The following is a 20555-nucleotide window of genomic DNA, read 5'->3' as shown; positions in this document are numbered from 1 at the left end:
GATCAAGCCTCAGGCCGTGCTACTGCCATTAAATGTTCGAATCAAAGGTGACATAGACGGTTCCGCGATAACTGCTGTCGCTTCGCATAAGATTGACTGCGCCTGGTGGCACCTCGAAGTGCAAAAGACTGGGTTGCCCAGTGGGCGACCCCATCAGTTTTAGATGTTGCAAACCGGTGCCGGCCACTCTCAGCGGACGCCGCGATATTGGCTGGTTCATATCGTCGACCCACGGAGGTGGCAGACTGACACTTATATAGACCGGTACCGTATGATTGGTTTCATTGCTGATCGCACAAGTATCATTCAAACTACGCTCGCAAGTAAGTTCCATCTTGAACGGCGCAGAGCTCAATATGGAAAAACGCAGGTCCCCCAGTAAACTCTCGTCTTTGCGACCGTGAGTGATCCAGTCCATCCAGCCGCCCTTGGGTGCGAGGGCAACCCTGTCGGAGGACATGACGACCTTGACGTCTTGTTTCACTGACAGGTTCAGGTTGAATGTCATCGACGGATCACTGGCAATCAGATTCCCCATGTTCAAGTCGCTGGGTATTGTGTAGGTATACGATCCTACATAGTTGCCACCGATCAATTTTTCCGGGCGAACTGCTCGTAACTCATAAGCTACATCGAGTTTGCTTAAAGTCATCCCCGGAATTGCAAATCGTGCGGTTCTTGGACCACAGGTGCTGGCGTCTTCAGAGATTTTCCAGAAAGTGGTGTAGTCCCTTCCATTTGGATCAGCACCATCAGAAATCAATGACGTACAGGGGGCAATCGCGTTAGCCCATGAGGGCCTCCAAAGAGTGACATGGTATTCATGAGGAGTGACAGTATCTGTGCGCCCCGTCAGTTCTTTCGCGGTGTGACTCAAGCTATATCGGGTTCCCACGCCAGCAATCCGAATTTCGATCTCTGCAGTTTCGCCAGGAATACTTTCATGCGCAACATTAAATTTGCGCCATGCCGCTGGAAAATGAAAGGGCAGGTTGCCATCCTGTGGAATAGCCCCAGACGATTGAAAAGTAATATTAAAAGTATTACTTCGAATACGATTGCTAGCACATTGGCCCGGGTATTCCAGACAAAATCCGGTAACTGGGGTGTTGTTAATAATTTCAGCACTGGCCGGATTACTCGGATCCGGCTTTATTTCTGCCTCTACGTTCAATGTGGCGGCATGGGCAGAACCTGCATAAAACCCGCAAAGCATCCCTGCCAATACAAGGCGATTCATTAACTTGTTCATTTGACCTTCCAGTGTACGCCATATTCAGACCGCTGTCGTATAAGTAACCATCAACTGGCTTTCTCAGACTTATAAGCAGCTTCGGCTAAAGTGTCTGGATGACACTTGAGATCGCCTACCATCAGCACATCATTCTCTCGACGTTGGGAGGCGGGTTCGAGCCTGAACTGGCATAACAACTGACTGTCGTGCCGCACCTCAAGTGTAGGAGATTTTTCACTGAGTTCCATGGAAAAGAACCCGTCGACTTCGCTGACACCACGACTGGCATGGTTGATAACATGGTGACCTTTCAATGGCTTTCCATTGGCATCCACCAGTCGGCCCATGACTGTCACGGTCTTCAAGATGCGCACCTGGCGATAATCCACGCCACCCTTATTCAGGTGATAGGTAGTACGTGCCGGCTGAATGGTCGCCGCAGGTACATCTGTCCCGTTGAAATCGAAGTTCACGGTGCCGTTCTTGTAGGCCGACACCGGAATGAAATTACGACCTGGCCGCAGCATGGAGTGGGTGCCGGAGAAATCGTCGGCGCGCAACTGGATATCATCCACGTCGCTCTCGACATCAACGATCATGCCCGCCTCGCGAGTTGTGGCCTGGCTGCTAAGTACTATGTTTTTGCCACTGATGGCCAAGGTACTGTCCAGATTCAAACCACCACTGATCTGACCGTTGAAGGAAGAACGTTGCGCATGCATGGAGCCGTTGACCTGGTCCGTCTTGAAGTCGACCGTGCCCGCCTGGCCGGTCCCGTATACATCTCTGGTTGCGGTGGCGGATACACTTTGCAAAACGTGATCCTTGAGGTCCCGACGATAGGTAACGGATGCATTGGAATCCCGACCACCGTCACGCGATGTACGCTGACCGATGCTACCGGACACCTGGTGACCGTCTGAACCCAGTGCCAGGCGCAGGCTGATATCGATCCCGCGATTACGCTGGTCGGCAGTACCTACGGTACCCGGCCGGTCGAACACGGCCACGCGCCAGTCGGCAGCGTTGCCAAACAACTGTGCATTACGGGTCCAACTCAAATCGATGCCCATGCCTTCGGAATAACCCTGGCTTTGAGAGACTTGCGCACTGATCGAACTCCTGCTGCTCAGGCGCTGGTTCATCGACAGCGACGTGTTGCTGGTTTGCCCGTTGTACGTGTTGCGTTGGCGGATGTGCGTTCCGTCCGGCAGCGTTTCGTAAGTGTTGCGTGTGTCCAGCCAACTGCGCTGGTGGCGCAACACCAGACTGCCACCGTTATATTGATGCACGCCCTGCACTTCCACGCCCGTGCCTTCGCCCTTGGTCTGGGACAGGCTGCTAAAGACGGAGGTCTTGTCGCTCACCGTCAACTCGGCGGAAGTGCCCAGTTGCATCTGCTCCTTGACCTGTCGGGCGGACAAGCCCAGGACCACTCGTGGGTGCAGCAGAAAGTTGAAGGCAGCGCCTGCCGTCAGATCGCCGTCATCGCTTTCTTGCCAATTGCTGAGCAACTTGCTTTCGCGACCGGCAAACAGGTTGTAACGCCAGCGATTTTCCGGGTTGCGCCAGTTGGTGGGCTTGTAAATAAGCTCCTGATTGGTGGAAATCACTTGACCGTCTTCGATCAGGCGTACTTCCACCTCGTAGATGCCGCCCGGCAACGGACGCGTGTCCAGAGTCTGAAGGCCGCTGGCCACCTGCTGACTGTTGATCAGCACGCCGTTGCGATAAATCTCCACCATCGCCTGTCGATTGGCGGTCACCGAAATCGGATAGAGGCTCGGCTTGGGGTCGTCGACCGCCAGGCTGTCGGAACTGCCGTACATCATGCCGAACACTGTATCGGGGCCGGCGCCGATCGTCCGCGCTGACCGAGTCAAGCCCTGGGCGCTGGGCGTAAAGTACCCGGCACGAAAAAAGCTGCCTTCCAGTTCCCGCTGGGCATGCAACTCGTGAACCGCGTGCTTGACGCCAGTGTCTACCCCGGACATGCGCGAGAGTTGAGCGTTGAACGTGTTAGTCCAGTTGCCCAGGCTCGCGCTTGCCTCCAGGCCATAACGACCGGCCGCGTTCTGCTCCTGACCGCCGCTGATGTTCAGTTGATTGCGCAAAATCAACCCGACGCTGCCGCCTTCCGGTTGATCGTGAAACTGTCGGGTTTGCGGGTCGCGCTCGGCGTTGGCCGTCACCAGCGACACCATGGAGTCTGCAAGGCTGTAGTGAACCGACTGCAATTGCCGAGGGCAGGCGCTTTTGCACGATCCCAGCGCCACGCCCTGGGTCAAGAACGCAGACCATTCATCGCGCTCGGTCGAAGTCAGGTCACTGTTGCGCGTGTCGGTAAAGTTGATCAGTGTCACCCGCTCATCACGGCTTAACAGGATCATCGCTTCGCCCAGAAACTGTTGGTCGACTTCGACGCGAACAGCCAATGGCACATCAAAAAAGAATTCATGAAACTCCGCGGGTAAGCCTTCAGCCTGTTGCAGCAAACTGACGGCTTTATCCGCAAGTTTGGTTTCACTGGCAAGCGCACCCGCGCAAATAATTAGCGCAAGCGCTCCTGCGATAGGAGTCTTCGAAAACATCGAAATATTTCTCAAGTTAGCGCTTGCATGTGCAAGGAAGAATGCGGCCGGCTTAGAGCGCCGGCCACACAAACAACGTACTGACAGTTAGAGTCAACTCACCCTTATGGTGCGTCGAACATCACTTTAACGAAACCGCGGTAGTTACCTTCAACGTAACCTGGGGCGGCTGGCTCAACTGGAGTAATTACCAGAGGCATTCGCTGTTCAGTTGTCGCGCCATCTTCGGGAACAACATCTACAGCGGTGCCTACGGTAGTCAGCGGAACACCGTTAAAGCTTACGCCCAAGCTAATTTTTTTACTGGAATCGGCAATATCAACAATCTCAGCGGTTTCCATAAGCGTTGCCTTGACAGCAGGGGCAGGCCCAGGAGTAGCGGAACTCTTAACCTTGAACATAGGACTAATGCCTTCCAACTTCGAGGTCGTCTGATTCCAAAGCAGACGTTGCTCGTCGCGAATGGTGCTCATGTCTTCCGGTTGCACATAAAAGTCAGCACCCGGAATATCAGCAATGACCGTAATATCGTGTTGCTGAGGAACAGCCAGTGCAGCCGAAGAAGCCAAAGCCAAAGCCAGCACGGAGGTAGACATTGCAATTTTCTTGAACATTAAATTCACCTTTAAACAGCTAAGTAAGAGTGCAAGCTTCAGCCAAGTGACGAAAGTCCAGCACCGGGTTGTCATTCCAACTAAGAGAGTTGGCATTGCATTTCAACGGGGCGCATCTTCGCGTTTTCTGAAGGACGGGTATGCAAGAGTTATCTGACCTATTTGTAGGACTTATCCCTGCATCTGAAGCGGAAGCTTCCACGCCTTTCTACTATCGCTTGTAGGTGTTTTTGCTACAAATGCAGGGGGAGTGGCTTCGGCTGACAGACTAAATGAAGGGGAATCTGCCGTTTCAATAAGGGTTCAGAAACAGGGGGGCGCCCATCGTCTGACAGCGCAAGCGAGCTGTTCATTTCAGTATGGGCAGATCGAAGAGGAGGGGCATTCGGGGCGTCAGTGGGTGCTCAAACACACAGGGGAATGGATGAAAGGCTTTTACCTTGCATCACCCAGGCAACTGTCACCGATTGAACATACGTGTGACGGAACAGGTCCCAAGCACAAAAAGTCCCGATGCCTGGGCATCGGGACTGGGTCAAACGCGCAAAACGAACGGCGTTACACGGTTACTGCTTGTGCTTTTAAAGGAATGCCGAGGGGCGGGTAGCTTGCACATACTTGATTTGATTTATTACCGGAAGCATCCTCAGCCTCTACACAAATCTGATATCGCTTCCCTGACTCCAGCTCAGTGAAAGAAAATGCAGTTTCTTCCGTGGTTCCCTTATGGTCACCTTCCAGATAAACATGGTATTTAACACGTCCGGAAGAGTCATACGCTGGATCCCAGAGCACCTGCAGGCTAAGATCCGTGGTTCTCAAGTTTGATATTTCAGTGGGTGGGGTAAGGTCATCGAAGCTGAGGGTCAGCGTAGTCCGCTCCGATTCGTTGTACTGATCATCAACCGTACAAACGCTATACACATAGGTGCGACCTTGCTCTGGAGTTAAATCCCTGAAAGCCGTATCTTCTGTTTCCTCCAATACTAATTCGTCTCGCCGAACTTTATATAAAACCGGGCCACCATCGACCGTCCCCGGCCCCCAATGCAACAAAACCGAATTGATAGTGTGCTCAAACTTACCTAAATAGCCAGGTGCTGTCGGCTGGCCTCTAGCTGTTTTGAACTCATACTCATTCCATTTGTCCGAGCTTGCATACCTAAGTCTAAACTTTACCGTCTGACCAGGTATGAACGAGTCTACGACCTTTGAACGAAAATTAGGATACTCTTCTGGCGCTCTATCTTCAATTTGCACTATAACATTTTCATAGTGCCCGTCAATGTCACCCCAAAACAACTTAAAACTGTTGCGAGTAGAGTTCGAGATAAAATAACCAATTTTTGCACTACGAGTTCGAAAACTCTGTTCCCCCAGATGTACTCGATCCTCATTATGCATTACCCCATAAAGATCGATGTGATACGTCTCCTCAGACTCTAACCCCTCCAAAGTCACTCGGTTATACTTCCCTGGAGCTGAAGCCGGTACCACCACAGGGTTTCTCCCCCCTAACAAATGATACTCTTTATAATAGGGATGGGACGGCGCATACCAGCCAATTAACGCACTTCCTGCAAGCACCGTATATGATATATCCACGTGATTTTCGCTAGAAACCTTTGAATCTTTCACCAAAACATTCATCTCTTTCCCCTTACATTAAATACTATAAACATAAACAACCTTGCACGCTTCACCCAACTAAAACACGCAGACATTTATGCACAAAAACAAACCAAGACACACTATCAGTTCTGATAGCAACTAAAACCGCTTAACCGCACTTACTCATCACAATTATTCCAAAAACGAATATAACGCTCTCACCTGCCTTTTCTAACGGGCATCAAACATCCAAAATTGCGCTGGAAATAGATCCTCAAAATAGCCAACGACGCCTAATAAATGATTCAGCAATTAGCAGTTGTTGGGGGAGTGGCCATACTCCATACTCAGCCTATTGAGGAGTGCTGAGCTAATTGCACCGCTAGCCAATTCTCAGCAAGCATCCGGGCATCCCGTCTTGCGTAACCTGGCAGTTCTATCAGGGTCTATCAGTTATCAAAGCGAGAACTCAAGCTTTCGCAAAAAACGCTACATACCCTCAAAATAAATCGCACCGACCTGTTATTTCTTACAGGTTCCAACGACGCTGAATCGCGCTATAAAAGACTCCTGGAGTTACTCACTGCCCTCCGGGGCGCCCCTACCCCGGGAGACCAGCCATGTACACTGCGAGCCCAGCCCAGTTCCAACCCGAGACGCTACCCGTACAGCCCCACAGCTACACGGAAACACCCCATATCCCCCCGAACCTCTCTGCCAAAGAGCAGGAAATCCTGAAGTGGTGTGCCATTGGCAAATCGTCCTGGGAGATCGGACGGATCCTCAATTGCTCTGAGGCAGGAGTGAATTATCACTTCTGCAATATTCGCCGAAAATTCGGCGTCAACTCGCGCTGGCTGGCGCTGATCAAAGCACTGGAGATGGGAATGATCCATTTGGAGGGAGAGGCAGAACTTCATCCAACGGTTGCACGGATAACTCGATGAGCGATGCGCAGAGGGTTGACTCGGTAGAGTCCGGCTCGCCTCGAACCCGTGGTTAACCCCGGCCAGCTCCTCCATCGGGTTGCACTCGAACATCGCCCACAGTGGCAGAGCCCCACTCGCGTTGGATACTTGCTCGCAATGAGGCCATGGCTACAATCGGCTATCGCGAGCAAGCTCGCTCCCACAGTGGATTTTTGTCGCTCACAAAACCTGTAGCCACTGCAAATCCTTGTAGAAGCTGGCCTGCCCGGTAAAAGGCCCCAGTAGACGCTAGAAAATCAAAGCCCCTCCAACTCAGCCATCAAGTCATTCAAGCGATCCACTTTCTCCCCGGTGATCTCGCTGGCCGCCAGCCCCTCGATGTACCCGGCCAGTTCCTCCACCGTGCTGCACTCGAACATCGCCCGTAGCGGCACATCCCGTTGCAGGGTTTTCTGCACCCGCGAGGCGATTTGCGTGGCCAGCAATGAGTGTCCGCCGAGCTCGAAGAAGTTGTCGCGAACGCCCACCTGCCCGACCTTCAACACCTCAGCCCAAATATCGGCCAGGGTCTGCTCAAGTTCATTGCGCGGCGCCTGATAGTCATGGCTTTGCATCTGGCCGATCTCCAGCACCGGTAGCGCCTTGCGATCCAGTTTGCCGTTGGCATTGAGCGGCAGTTTGTCCAGCCACAGCCAGTGCAGCGGCACCATGTATTCCGGTAGCTCGGTGCGCAGGCGTAGTTTGATGCGCTCCAGGCATTCGGCCGGATCGAGCGTTGAATCGACCGCCACCAGGTAGCCCACCAGATGCTTGCCGTTCGCCCCCTCCTGCACACCCACTGCCGCATCGCGGACTTCCGGTTGCTCATGCAGGCGAGCCTCGATTTCACCCAGCTCGATACGGTAACCGCGAATCTTCACCTGATGATCGATGCGACCGACGTATTCCAGCACGCCGTCGCTACGACGGCGGGCCAGGTCGCCGGTGCGATACAGGCGCTCACCCGGGGCACCGAACGGGTTTGGCACAAACACCGGTGCCGTGCGCAGCGGATCGCTGACATAGCCGCGGCCGACCCCGGTGCCCGCCACGCACAGTTCACCCACCGCGCCCAGCGGCACCAGTTCCAGCGCTCCGTCGAGCAGATACAAACGGTTGTTGTCGGTCGGCGTGCCAATCGGCAGGTAACTGCCACGAGTCGAAGCCCGGTCAACGCGGAAGAACGCCACGTCATCCGAGCACTCGGCCGGACCGTAGGCATTCACCAGCCCGATCTGCGGATAGCGCAACAGCCATTGATGCGCCAGTTCCGGCGGCATTGCCTCACCGGTTGGCAGCATCCAGCGCAAACGGTCGAGGCCTATGCGCTCCTGGGCGAGCATGCCCTGGATCAGCGACGGCACGCTTTCCAGCACAGTAATGCCCTGGTTCTGCACATGGGCCAGCAAGCCCTGCGGATCGTGGGCAATGGTGTTCGGCACGATGTCCACCCGGGCGCCGAACAATGGCGCGGCGAGGAACTGCCACACGGAAATGTCGAAGCTTTGCGACGCCGTCTGGGCGATCACATCGGTGTCGCTCAGGTTCAGGTACGGCACCTTGCTCAACTGGTTGTTGAGCATGCCGCGCTGTTCGACCATCACGCCCTTCGGCAAACCGGTGGAGCCGGAGGTGTAGATCACGTAGGCCAGATTGTCCGGGCCACTGTATACGTCAGGATTGTCCGCCGACAGCGCAAGGGCCTGAACTTCTTCCCAGACCAGCAGCCGTGGCCGATTGGCGCAAGCAAACTCGTCGAGCAGGGACTGCGCCTGTTCACGGCACGCTTGCGTGCACACCAGCAAGGGCGTGCGGCTCAATTCGATGATCCGGCTCAGACGCTGGCTCGGCAGCCCCGGGTCCAGCGGCAGGTAACCCGCACCGGCCTTGAAGCTGCCGATGATCATGCCCAGCAATTCGAGGCTGCGTTCGGCCAGCAACGCCACCGGTTGATCACACCCGACACCCGCGGCGATCAACGCATGACCCAGACGGTTACTACGCTGGTTCAGCTCGAGGTAGCTGTATTGCCGGTCAACACAACTGGCGGCAATGCGCTGCGGGTGCCGGGCGACCTGTGCTTCAAACAATGAAACGTAGTCCTGCTCCAGCGGATATTCGTGTTCGCTCTGGTTGCAGCCATTGATGAGAAAGTCCTGCTCCTCGGCCCCCAGCAACGGCAGGTCGACCATGTCGCCATGGAACCCGTCCACCAACGCCAGCAGCAAACGCTTGAACTCAGCAAGCATGCGCTCGACCGTGGCCTCATCGAAGTAGCGCTGGTCGTAGGACAGGTGCAAGCCCAGGTCATCACCCGGATAGCACACCGCCGTCAGCGGGAAGTTAGTGTGCGTGCGGCCCGAATCCGAGGTCGCGTTGAGGCTCTGCGCGCGGTCCAGCACCGAGACTTCCACCGGGGCGTTCTCGAACACGAACAGGCTGTCGAACAACGGCTGGCCTTTGGGCAGTTCGCTCTGTTCCTGGATGTTCACCAGTGGCAGGTATTCGTACTCACGCAGTTGCATGTTGTTGTCGAGCAGACCGCTGAGCCACTGGCGCACGCTGCAACGCTGGCCGTCCTCGGGCATTTTTACCCGCAGCGCAATGCTGTTGATGAACAGGCCGACGGTGCGCTGCATCTGCGGCATGTCCACCGGACGCCCGGCCACGGTGACGCCGAACAGCACGTCGCGATCACCGCTCGCGCCGCAGCACCAGCGCCCACGCCGCCTGGGCGAAAGTGTTGATGGTCAACTGATGGGCCTGGGCCAGTTCGCGCAACTGCATGCCGTCACGGGCGTCGAGCCTTGTGTAGCGGTCGCCGACGAGCATGCCGCCGCTGTCGCCGGCATGATCGCGCAGGAATGGCCGGTCGCTCGGGATCGGTGTGGTCCGTTCGAAACCCTGCAGGTTGGTTTTCCACCACTGCCGCGCTTCGGCGAGGCTCTGGCGTTGCAGCCAGCCGATGTAGTCGCGATAACGCGGCGGCACGGCCAACTGTGCTTCCCGGCCTTCGCCGAGGGCACTGTAGATCTCGAAGAAGTCATTCATCAGCAGCGAACGGCACCAGGCATCGATGAGGATGTGGTGGTTGCTCATCATGAACCAGTAGCGCGCCGCGCCGACCCGGATCAGACGCAGGTGGAACGGTGCCTGGTTGAGCAGGTCGAAACCGGCCTCGCGTTCGGTCTTGAGCAAGGCTTGCAGCTTCGGCTCTTGCTCGGTTTCAGCAATGTCGCTCCAGTCGAGGTATTCGATCGGCGTGCTGCCCGGTTTGTGGATCACTTGCAGCATCTCTTCGCCGACGTTCCAGCAGAACGAGGCGCGCAACGCTTCGTGGCGGGCGATCACCGCTTGCCAGGCCTCGGCGAAACGCTGCGGGTCGAGTTCGCTGTTGATGCGGTAGCGGTCCTGCATGTAGTACAGGCCGGTGCCCGGCTCCAGCAAGGTGTGCAACAGCATGCCTTCCTGCATGGGGGTCAACGGGTAGACGTCTTCAATGTCGGCAGCCGGCACCGGCAGCGCATCCAGTTGCGTCTGATTGAGCCGCGCCAGCGGGAAGTCCGACGGCGTCAGGCCACCCGCATCGTCGCGCAGGCAATGCTCGATCAGGCTGCTCAACTCACCGAGGTAGGCGTCGGCCAATTCGCCGATGGTTGACGAATCGAAGCGTTCGGCGCTGAAGGTCCAGCGCAGTACCAACTCACCGCCATACACCTGACCGTCCACGCTCAGCTCGTTGGGCAGCGGGGCATTGGCATCGTGGGCCGCCCCGATGGCTTCATCCAGTGGACGGAACAACGCGTCGACACCGAAGCTCTGGTCGAACTGGCCGAGGTAGTTGAAGGTGATCGGCGCCTGCGGCAACGCCACCATGCCGTGGCGGCTCTGCTCATCGGCGAGGTAACGCAGCACGCCATAGCCCAGGCCTTTGTGCGGCACGGCGCGCAATTGCGCCTTGATCGCCTTGATCGACGCGCCCTGCCCGGCGGCTTCTTCTATGTTCGACGGCGTCAGGCGCAGCGGATAGGCGCTGGTGAACCAGCCCAGGGTACGGGTCAGGTCGATCTCGTCGAACAGCGCTTCGCGGCCGTGGCCCTCCAATTGAATCAGCGCCGATGACTGACCGCTCCAGCGGCACAGCACGCGGGCCAAAGCGGTCAGCAGCAAGTCGTTGACCTGGGTGCGATAGGCGCTCGGCGCCTGTTGCAGCAACTGCCGCGTGCGCTCGCTGTCGAGGCGCACGCTGACGGTTTGTGCATGACGGTTCTGCCGTCCGCCGGTGGGGTGATCGCAGGGCAATTCTGCACCGGGCCCGGCCAGTTGCGCCTGCCACCAATCCAGCTCTTCGCGCAGGGATTCGCTGCCGGCGTAGGCCTGCAGGCGTGCAGCCCAGTCCTTGAAGGCGCTGGTTTTCGCCGGCAGTTTCACCGACTGCCGGGCGTCCAGTTGGCGATACGCGGTCTGCACGTCATCCAGCAGTACCCGCCACGACACACCGTCCACCACCAAATGGTGAATGGCGATAAACAAGCGTTGCTGGCCTTCAGGGCCATCGACCAGCAACACGCGCAGCAACGGCCCTCTTCAAGGTCGAGGCTGCGCTGGGCATCGGCGAACAAGGTGGCGCACTTGTCCATGGACGCAACGCGCACCTGCCACAGCACCGGTGCATCGGAAATCGGCTGGTGCACGGCCTGCCACCGGCCGGCAACACGGCTGAAGCGCAGACGCAAGGCGTCGTGCTGTTCGATCACCGCCAGCAGTGCTTGCTCCAGACGATGAGGTTCCAGGGCGACAGTCGGTTGCAGCAACAACGCCTGGTTCCAGTGCTGGCGTTGCGGGATGTCGGTGTTGAAGAACCAGTGCTGGATCGGCGTCAGTCGCGACTCGCCCAAGATCAAGCCCTGCTCGGCGCTGACCTGCTCGCTGCACGTGGCCACGGCGGCGAGGGTCTGTACGGTCTGGTGCTGGAACAGGTCGCGAGGGCTGAAGTGGATGCCCTGCTGCCGCGCCCGGCTGACCACCTGGATCGACAGAATCGAGTCACCGCCCAACTCGAAGAAGTTGTCGTTGAGGCCTACCTGACCGACGTTCAGCACTTCGCACCAGATCTGCGCCAGCGTGACCTCAAGCTCATTGACGGGCGCCACGTATTGTTGGCGACCCGACTCCGGGTCCGGCGCCGGGAGCGCACGGCGGTCGAGTTTGCCGTTGGCAGTCAATGGCATGCTCGCCAGCAGGATCAGGTGCGTGGGCACCATGTAATCCGGCAACTGCGATTTCAAGTGTGCCTTGAGGGCTTCGCGCAATGCAGCGTGCTGCGCTTCATTCTGTTCGGCGACGTCAGTGGCGAGGTAACCCACCAGTTGCTTGCCGCTCGGTGCATCGAGGGCCAGCACCACCGCTTCACGAATCGACTTGTGCTCCAGCAAACGGGTTTCGATTTCACCCAATTCGATGCGGAAACCACGAATCTTCACCTGATGGTCGATCCGCCCAAGGTATTCCACCCGGCCATCGGCGCGCTGACGCACCAGGTCGCCGGTGCGGTAGATGCGCCCGCCGCCAGCGACAAACGGATCGGCCACGAAGCGCTCCGCGGTCATGCCCGGACGCTGGTGATAACCCTGGGCCAGGCCTGCGCCACCCACGTACAACTCGCCCGTCGCGCCTTGCGGCACCAACGCCAGATCGACGTCGAGAATGTAGGCCACGCGGTCGCCGATCACACGGCCGATCGGCACGCTACCGGTGCCCTCTTCCAGCACTTCAGGAGCCAGGCTGGCCAGCGGCATGACCACGGTTTCGGTCGGACCATAGGCGTTGAAGAACAGACTCGGCTTGAACGCTGCGCGAATGCGCGCCAGGTGCTCACCGGTCAGCGCTTCGCCGCCGGTGATGATCATGCGTACCGGCAAGGTCTGGTCCTGGGTTGCCAGCCATTGCGCCAACTGACTGCCGTAGCTCGGCGTGAAACCGAGGACGTTGATGCGATGACGACGGATCAGGCCACAGATTTCTTGCGCATCCCACTGCCCTTGGGCACGCAACACGACTTGCGCCCCACTGAGCAGTGGCACCAGCAAACGCTCGGTCGCGGCGTCGAAATTGATCGAATAAAAGTGCAGTTCGCAGTCATCGGGACGCATGGTGAAGCGCTCGATCACGGCGCGGCAGTGCATGGCGATTTCGCCGTGGGACACCACCACGCCTTTCGGTTTACCGGTCGAGCCCGAGGTGTAAATCAGGTAGGCCTGATGCTGCGGCAGGCTGATCAACGGCAGCCCGGTGGCTGGGTAGTTGGGCAGCGCAGCGGCGTCGTCCTCAAGACACCAGCGGCCGACGGTCGCCGGCAACTCGCCCAAGGCCTTGAACATCGCCGCATCGCTGAGCAGCAAACCAATGCCGCTGTCTTCGATCATGTAATGCAAGCGGTCCAGCGGATACTCCGGGTCCAGGGGCACATAGGCGCCGCCGGCCTTGAGGATCGCCAGCAAGCCGACGACCATCTCCAGCGAGCGCTCCAGTGCCAGCCCCACACGAACCTGCGGGCCGACGCCACGCTCGCGCAGCATCCAGGCCAGGCGATTGGCGCGGCTGTCGAGCTCGGCGTAGCTCAGGGTCTGCCCGGCGAAAGTCAGGGCCGGAGCGTCCTGGCGCATCGAGGCTTGCTCGGCGAACAGGTGATGGATGCACTGGTCCAGCCGATGTTCGCCCGCCTCGACACCGAGGCTGTCGAGCAGACGTTGGTGTTCGTCGCACGCCAGCAGCGGCAGCTCGCTCAAGCGTTGTTGCGGATCGGCAATCAGCGCCTCCAGCAGATTGCGCCAATGCCCGGCCATGCGGGCGATGCGCGGTTCGTCGAACAGATCGGTGCTGTAGGTCAGGCAGCAACCGAGACGATGGTCGAGGTCAGTGACCTCCAGGTTGAGGTCAAACTTGGTCGCGCGGGCATCGTTGGCCAGGTACTCGACCGTCATGCCGGCCAGGGTACGGCTTTGCTGGAACTCCCAGCGCTGCACGTTGCACATCACCTGGAACAACGGGTTGTAGGCCGTGCTGCGTGGCGGTTGCAAGGCTTCCACCAGATGATCGAACGGCAAGTCCTGATGGGACTGGCCTTCGATCACCGTGTGGCGCACCTGCTCGAACAGCTCGCCGACAGACATCTGCCCGTCGAGCTGGCAGCGCAGCACTTGCGTATTGAGGAATGCGCCGATCAGCCCTTCGCTTTCCGGACGAATGCGGTTGGCCACCGGCGCGCCGATGCGCAGATCGGTCTGGCCGCTGTAGCGGTACAGCAGCGTCGCCAGGGCGGCGGTCATGATCATGAACAGCGTCAGGCCATGTTGCGCATTGAAGGCGCGGACCCGTGCTGCGAGGTCGTCGCTCAGGTCAAAGCGATACAACTCACCCTGATGGCTTTGCACCGGCGGACGCGGACGGTCGGCTGGCAACTCCAGCAGTTGATGTTCGTGACCCAGTTGCGTGGTCCAGTAATCGAGCTGGCGCTGACGCTCGCCGGACTCCAGCCACTGACGCTGCCACACGCTGTAATCCAGGTACTGCACCGGCAACGGCGCGAGCGGCGACTCGCGGTCGTCGACAAAGGCTTCGTACAGCGCGCTGAGTTCCCGGGCAAAGATGTCCATCGCCCAGCCTTCGGTGACGATGTGGTGCAAAGTCAGAACGAAGTAGTGTTCCTGCTCGGCGGTCTTGACCAGGCAGGCGCGCAGCAAAGGTCCGGTTTCCAGATCGAACGGCTGGTGCGCTTCATCGTCGGCCAGTTGCTGGACCTGCCACTCGCGGCCTTCGGCATCCAGCGCAGTGAAATCCTTCCACGCCATGCGCACGCCGGTTTGCGCGTGCACCTGTTGGCTGGCGACGCCGTCGATGCTCGGGAACGTGGTGCGCAGGGTTTCGTGACGCAGGATCAGGGCTTGCAACGCGGCTTCGAAACGCGCGACATCGAGCACCCCGCGCAGCCGTGCCATGCCGCCGACGTTGTAGGCCGGGCTGTCCGGTTCCATCTGCCAGAGGAACCACATGCGCTGCTGGGAGTAGGACAGGGGCACCGGTTGGCTGCGGTCGACCTTTTCAATCGACGGCTGTTTATTGGTGCAGCCGCTGGCCTGGATCAAGCGTATCTGTTCGGCAAATGCACCGAGTTCGCTGTGTTCGAACAGCGCCCGCAACGGTAGCTCGACGTCGCAGGCCTGACGGGTACGGGAGATGATTTGCGTGGCCAGCAGCGAGTGACCGCCCAAGGCAAAGAAATCATCGCGCAGACCAACCTGTACCAAGCCCAGCACCTCGCGCCAGATACCGGCAATTTGTTGTTCCAGCTCTGTCACTGGCTCAACATGTTCGCGCACCTGCCACTGCGGCTCCGGCAAGGCGCGACGGTCGAGTTTGCCGCTCGGGCCGAGGGGCATTTCCTGCAGGCGCAGCAGTTGCGCCGGGACCATGTATTCCGGCAGTTCGGCGACCAATGCGCTTTTCAGGTGCGCGGTTTGATCGGCTTCGTCCCCGGCATAGTCCGCAGCGGTGTAGTAACCGATCAGCTGTGCACCGGCCACGGTTTCGCGCACCAGTACCACGGCTTGCGCAACGCCGTCCCGGGCCAGCAGCCGCGCTTCGATTTCCTGCGGCTCGACCCGGAACCCGCGCAGTTTGACCTGCTGATCGAGACGGCCGAGGTATTCGATCACGCCATCGGCCGTCCAGCGCGCCCGGTCGCCGGTGCGATACAGGCGCGCGCCCGGTTCACCCAACGGATCGACCACGAAGCGCTCGGCGGTCAACGCCGGGCGACCGAGATAACCACGGGCTAAACCGACGCCGCTGATGCACAACTCACCCGGGACGCCAGCCGGAACGGGATTGAGATCGCTGTCGAGCACGCGGCAGATCACATTGCCCAGCGGCCGGCCAATCGGCGAACGCTCGCCATCAGCGCGGGAGCAGTGCCAATGGGTCACGTTGATTGCGGTTTCGGTGGGGCCGTAGCGGTTGTGCAGTTGCACCGCCGGCAACTGTTCCAGCACGCGGTTGCGCAGTTCGGCGGGCAACGCTTCGCCCCCTGAGAACACCCGGCGCAGGCTGGTGCATTCAGCGCTCAGCGGTTCCTCGATGAACAACGAAAGCAACGGCGGCACGAAGTGCAGCGTGGTCACGCCGTACGCTTGCACAAGCTGCGCGAGGCGATGCGGATCGCGGTGTTCACCGGGGCCGGCGATCACCAGGCGACTACCGGTGATCAACGGCCAGAAGCATTCCCACACCGACACGTCGAAACTGATCGGCGCCTTTTGCATCAGCACATCGGTTTCGTTCAGGCGATAGGTTTGCTGCATCCACTGCAGGCGCTCGGCCAGTGCCGCGTGGGTGTTGCCGACGCCTTTGGGCTGGCCGGTGGAACCGGAGGTGTAAATCACATAGGCGAGGTTGTCGCCGTGCAGATGCAGCCCCGGCGCAAGGCTCGGCCAGTGCTCCAGATGGAGCGCGTCCATGGCTATTACGCTGACACCCTCGGTGGCTGGCAGACGATCAAGCAACCGGGTCTGGGTCAGCAGCAGCTCAACGCCACTGTCGCTGAGCATGTAGGCCAGGCGCTCGGCCGGGTAATCGGTATCCAGCGGCACATAAGCACCGCCAGCCTTGATGATCGCCAGCAGGCCGATCAGCAATTGCGGCGAACGCTCGCAGGCGATGGCCACGCAGACGTCCGGGCCAACGCCTTTGTCGCGCAGGTAATGCGCCAAACGGTTGGCCCGGGTGTGCAGTTCGGCGAAGTCCAGGCTGCCGCCGTCCCACACCAGCGCGGTGCGCTGCGGCGTCCGGTGCGCCTGTTCGTTGAGCCATTCAGGCAGCCATTGGCTGGCGGGTGCGCACGCTGCGCTGGCCCATTCCGATTGCTGACGGTGCTCGGCAGGCGTCAACAGTGGTAGGTCGCCGATGGCGATGTTCGGTTGTTCACAGACAGCCCGCAACAGATGGCTGAAATGCTCGGCCAGGCGTTCGATGGTCGCGGCGTCGAACAACTCGCTGGCGTAGTCGAAGGACAAGATCAGGCGACCGTTGCGGTCTTCTTCGCTGTGCAACTGCAAATCGAACTTGGCTTCCCGACTATGCCACGGCAGCTCTTCAGCCAACAGCCCCGGCAGGCGGCGCAAGGCGCTCAGGTCCCGTTGCTGATGGTTGAACATGACCTGGAACAGGCCCTGTTCACGGGCCTGTGGGAAGGCTTCCAGCAGTTGCTCGAATGGCAGATCCTGATGGGCCTGCGCGCCCAATGCGGCACGTCGGGTTTGCGCCAGCAGCTCAGCGAATGGCTGGCGTGAATCCACCTCGGCACGCAGCACCTGGGTATTGATGAAGAAGCCAATCAGCCCTTGGGTTTCCAGGCGCGGACGGTTGGCATTGGGCACGCCGATGCGGATATCACGCTGGCCGCTGTAGCGGTGCAACAAGGTCTGGAACGCAGACAGCAACAGCATGAAGGCGGTCGATTCATGGGCCTGGGCGGTCTGACGAATCGCATCGCTCAGGGCAGCGCCCAGACGCACGGTGTGGCGAGCGGCGCTGTGCAGTTGTTGAGCAGAGCGTGGATGGTCGGTGGCCAGGCTCAGGGTTGGGTGCTCATCACCCAAGCGGTCTTTCCAGTAGGCCAGTTGCCGCTCGCCCTCCCCTTGCGCCAGCCATTGGCGCTGCCAGCTGCCGTAGTCGGCGTACTGCGTCGGCAATGGCGCCAATACCGCTTGCTGGCCCAGGGAGGCGGCCGCATACAGGCGCGAGAACTCATCGATCAGCACATTCAGCGACCAACCGTCAGCGATGATGTGGTGCATCGTCACCAATAACTGATGGTCTTCGTCGTCGAGGCGCACCAGCGTCACCCACAGCAGCGGGCCTTTCTCCAGATCGAACCGGGCCCGCGCTGCGTCCTCGCGGATCTGCAACGCCCGGGCTTCACGCTCGACAACCGGCAGGTCGCTGATGTCGATCATCTGCAGATTGAACCCGGCGGCCGGATCGACCTGTTGCAACGCCACACCATCACGCTCGAAGAATCGCGTGCGCAGGGATTCGTGGCGCTCGATCAATTGCTGGAAACTGGCGCGCAAGGCGTCCTCATCCAGCTCGCCGCGCAGGCGCAAGGCACCCGGAATGTTGTAGGCGCTGCTGTGGGGGTCCAGTTGCCAGGTGATCCACAGGCGGTTTTGCGCCAGGGATTGCGGCATCGGTTGCTGGCGCGACAGCGCAGTGATCGCGCCCTGGGCCAGGCCACCGTCCTGTTGCAGACGGGCCACGACATCGGCGAATGCGCCGAGGGTCGGGGCTTCGAACAGCAGACGCAGATTCAACTCCAGACCGAGCTCTTCACGCAGGCGCGCCACCACTTGCGTCGCTGCAATGGAGTTGCCGCCAAGCAGGAAGAAATGATCGTCGGCGCCCACCTGCCCGATTTGCAACTGCTCGCACCAGAGGCGACCGATCAGGCTTTGCAGCTCGGAGCCCGACTCGATCTTGCCTGCACTTTCGGTGGCGACCGAAGGGAACACCGCGTAGCTGTCGAGGCTGCCGTCCGCCAGGCGACTGCGGCACGCCGAGCGTTGCAATTTGCCGCTGGAGGTCTTGGGCAGCGCGCCCGGATTGAGCAGCACCACCACGCCCGGCGCTTGCTGATACGCCTCGGCGACGGCCTGGCGAATGGCTTTGATCAAGGATTCCGGCGGCAGGATTTTCTGCACGCTGCGGCTGATTTCGGCGGCAATGCCGATGCCTTCCTGTCCATCAATCGTGACGGCGAATGCAGCAACCCGGCCCTTGCGCACCACTTCCACTTCGCGCTCGACGGTCTGCTCGATGTCCTGCGGGTACAGGTTGTGCCCGCGCACGATCAGCATGTCCTTCAGGCGGCCGGTGATGAACAGTTCACCGTTGCGCGTGAAACCCAGGTCACCGGTTCGCAGCCAGGTCTGGCCAGCGTGCCGGACGAAGGTCCTGGCGGATGCCTCGGGGTTGCGCCAGTAACCGAGGGCGATGCTCGGCCCGCTGGCCCAGACTTCACCGACGACGTTGTCAGCCTGTTCGGTGAGCGAGACAGGCTCGATGATCAGCACGGCGTGACCCGGTTGGCTGATACCACAACTCATGATCGGGCTACCCTCGCCCGCTTCGACACGGTTTTGCGCCAGGGCCTGATCGTCTACCCGCAGGTTGCCAATACCTTGGCCGCGCGGTGTGCCGGCCACAAACAATGTGGCTTCGGCCAAACCGTAGGAGGCCATGAAACTGTCCGCGGTGAAGCCGCAGGTCGCAAACTTCCCGGCGAAGCGTTCCAGGGTATCGAGGCGAATCGGTTCGGAACCGGAATACGCCACGCGCCAACCACTGAGATCGAGCCGTTCCAGGGCTGACTCACTGACCCGCTCGCAACACAAGCGATAGGCAAAATCCGGCCCGCCGCTGATGGTGCCGCCGTATTCGCTGATCGCCTCCAGCCAGCGCAACGGCCGGCCGAGGAAATACGCCGGTGACATCAACACGCAAGGCACGCCGCTGAAAATCGGCTGCAGCAGGCCACCGATCAGGCCCATGTCGTGGTACAGCGGCAGCCAGCTGACGATCACGTCGTCGGGGTTCAGGTCAATGCCGAAACCGTGGCGAATCAGCAATTCGTTGGCCACCAGATTGCCGTGGCTGACTTGCACGCCTTTGGGCAGCGCGGTAGAGCCGGAGGTGTATTGCAGGAAGGCGATGTGGTCGTCCTGCAAGTCTGCCGCGATCCAGCGTTCGGCCAAGGCACCGTCGAGGGTATCGACACACAGCATCGGCGGCGCCCCGTCGATTTGCTGCAACCCATCGCGCAGCCCGGCGCTGGTCAGCAGCAAGCGCGGTTCGGCATCGCTGATGATCGACAACAGGCGTTCCTGGTGATGACGGCGTGTCGATTCCGGCGGGTAGGCCGGCACCGCGATCACGCCCGCGTACAGGCAACCGAAGAACGCCGCGACATAATCCGGGCCGCTGGGGAACAGCAACACGGCGCGGTCACCGAAATCCGCCTGAGCCTGCAACGCGCCGGCAATCGTCCGCGCCCGCTGATCCAGCTCGCGATAACTGAGCACCACAGCCTGATCCGGGGTCTCGGCGAGAAAGCGCAAGGCCACCCGATCCGGCGTCAGGGCCGCGCGACGCTGAAGGGCGTGGACCATTGTGCTGGGGAGTTCGAACGCGTCGGTCATGAGGTTTCCTGCCTGGTTTCGGCTGTAGGAGCGAGCTTGCTCGCGAAAAAACCAAGGACGCCGCTGGGCATCTGGTTTTACGCGTTATCGTTGACGACCATCGTCGGAACGCCGCCCGGAGCGAGCTCGCTCCTACAGGGTTATGAGGATTGCGCTGTGCCATTCACCAATGAGAACGGATGACGTCTTGAATTAATTAGTCGCCAGGCTGGAACGCGAAGGGGGACGAAGTGAGTCAGCGCGCCGCCGTTCTCACTCTGCACTTTCATGGCGCATTAGTTATC

The 20555-nt window shown here is 59.6% G+C and carries 5 protein-coding genes and 1 pseudogene; 1 reads left to right on the top strand and 5 read right to left on the bottom strand.

What is annotated here, in order from left to right; all coding sequences use genetic code 11:
* Positions 1 to 28 precede the first annotated feature (28 nt).
* From RS887_RS17615 to RS887_RS17600, 4 genes are all read right to left on the bottom strand, one after another.
* Complete coding sequence (locus RS887_RS17615; protein WP_322616320.1) at positions 29 to 1252, bottom strand: hypothetical protein; 1224 nt, start codon at positions 1250 to 1252, stop codon at positions 29 to 31.
* A 50-nt stretch (positions 1253 to 1302) separates the two neighbouring features.
* Positions 1303 to 3825, bottom strand: a complete 2523-nt coding sequence (locus RS887_RS17610) for a TcfC E-set like domain-containing protein (RefSeq protein ID WP_322616319.1) — start codon at positions 3823 to 3825, stop codon at positions 1303 to 1305.
* A 104-nt stretch (positions 3826 to 3929) separates the two neighbouring features.
* Entirely contained in the window at positions 3930 to 4439 is a 510-nt protein-coding gene (locus RS887_RS17605) for a CS1 type fimbrial major subunit (protein ID WP_322616318.1), read from the bottom strand.
* A gap of 558 nt (positions 4440 to 4997) precedes the next feature.
* A complete protein-coding gene (locus tag RS887_RS17600) occupies positions 4998 to 6089 on the bottom strand; it encodes a fibronectin type III domain-containing protein (protein WP_322616317.1) in 1092 nt (363 codons plus the stop codon).
* Positions 6090 to 6670: 581 nt separating this feature from the next.
* Here RS887_RS17600 and RS887_RS17595 point away from each other — a divergent pair.
* A complete protein-coding gene (locus RS887_RS17595) occupies positions 6671 to 6997 on the top strand; it encodes a LuxR family transcriptional regulator (protein WP_322616316.1) in 327 nt (108 codons plus the stop codon).
* Between the two features lie 278 nt (positions 6998 to 7275).
* Here RS887_RS17595 and RS887_RS17590 read toward each other — a convergent pair.
* Positions 7276 to 20271: pseudogene (locus RS887_RS17590) on the bottom strand (non-ribosomal peptide synthetase).
* Positions 20272 to 20555 lie beyond the last annotated feature (284 nt).

This window comes from Pseudomonas sp. BIC9C, assembly GCF_034541995.1.
Classification (GTDB): Bacteria; Pseudomonadota; Gammaproteobacteria; order Pseudomonadales; family Pseudomonadaceae; genus Aquipseudomonas; species Aquipseudomonas fluorescens_CC.
Note: the sequence above shows the minus strand (reverse complement) of the source record. Positions and strands in the feature narration are given on the sequence as shown.

What these genes read in the sequence shown, in the direction of transcription:
- RS887_RS17600 (WP_322616317.1), bottom strand. Translation starts at nt 6,089, where the DNA reads ATGAATGTTTTGGTGAAAGATTCAAAGGTTTCTAGCGAAAATCACGTG.
- RS887_RS17615 (WP_322616320.1), bottom strand. Translation starts at nt 1,252, where the DNA reads ATGAACAAGTTAATGAATCGCCTTGTATTGGCAGGGATGCTTTGCGGG.
- RS887_RS17610 (WP_322616319.1), bottom strand. Translation starts at nt 3,825, where the DNA reads ATGTTTTCGAAGACTCCTATCGCAGGAGCGCTTGCGCTAATTATTTGC.
- RS887_RS17605 (WP_322616318.1), bottom strand. Translation starts at nt 4,439, where the DNA reads ATGTTCAAGAAAATTGCAATGTCTACCTCCGTGCTGGCTTTGGCTTTG.
- RS887_RS17595 (WP_322616316.1), top strand. Translation starts at nt 6,671, where the DNA reads ATGTACACTGCGAGCCCAGCCCAGTTCCAACCCGAGACGCTACCCGTA.